This window comes from Acetobacter okinawensis JCM 25146 (assembly GCF_000613865.1).
GTDB lineage: Bacteria > Pseudomonadota > Alphaproteobacteria > Acetobacterales > Acetobacteraceae > Acetobacter > Acetobacter okinawensis.
The window spans coordinates 1-565 of sequence record NZ_BAJU01000126.1; the positions used below are offsets into that span (position 1 = coordinate 1).

A 565-nucleotide genomic window follows, 5' to 3' on the forward strand; every position below is an offset into this window, starting at 1 on the left:
GGGAAGCGGCACAAAGGGTAAGCGGTTATACGACTGGGCGTATCTTCCACTTGCCGATCTGGATGCTGAAGAATTTGACTGCCCTATAGCCGGCCCATGGACACGTGGCCTGTTGATCCGCCGGAACATCGCCGATGGAGACCTTGCCTGTTTTACGACATGGTGTCCAAAAGGAACAACCCTGCAGGAACTCGTGAACGTTGAAGGCACGCGCTGGAGAATCGAAGAATGTTTCGAGACGGCCAAAAACGAATTCGGTCTTGATCATAACGAAACCCGTTCCTGGCATGGTTGGCATCGGCATGTCTCTCTGGTCATGCTCGCCTATGCCGTCATGGCCAGTGTCCGTTACCAGGCAAACTCACTGAAGTCGAAAAAAACACTGCACCGGACACGATAGTCCTTGTTCGCTGGTCCATACAGGAAATCAGGCGTCTCGTCGTAAAACTCTCACAACATAGACTGCCCATAGCCCATATCCTCAGATGGTCCGTCTTTCGACGAACACATCAGGCCAGTGCTATCCGCGCTCACTCACGACACAATATGCAACTGTAGTGCTAGT

Annotated in this window: 1 protein-coding gene; it reads left to right on the top strand. The window is 52.4% G+C overall.

Annotation, left to right across the window (positions count from 1 at the left end):
- The coding region (locus tag JCM25146_RS16065; protein ID WP_025829321.1) for a transposase at window positions 1–400 on the top strand (400 nt) is incomplete at its 5' end.
- Between the last annotated feature and the right edge of the window lie 165 nt (window positions 401–565).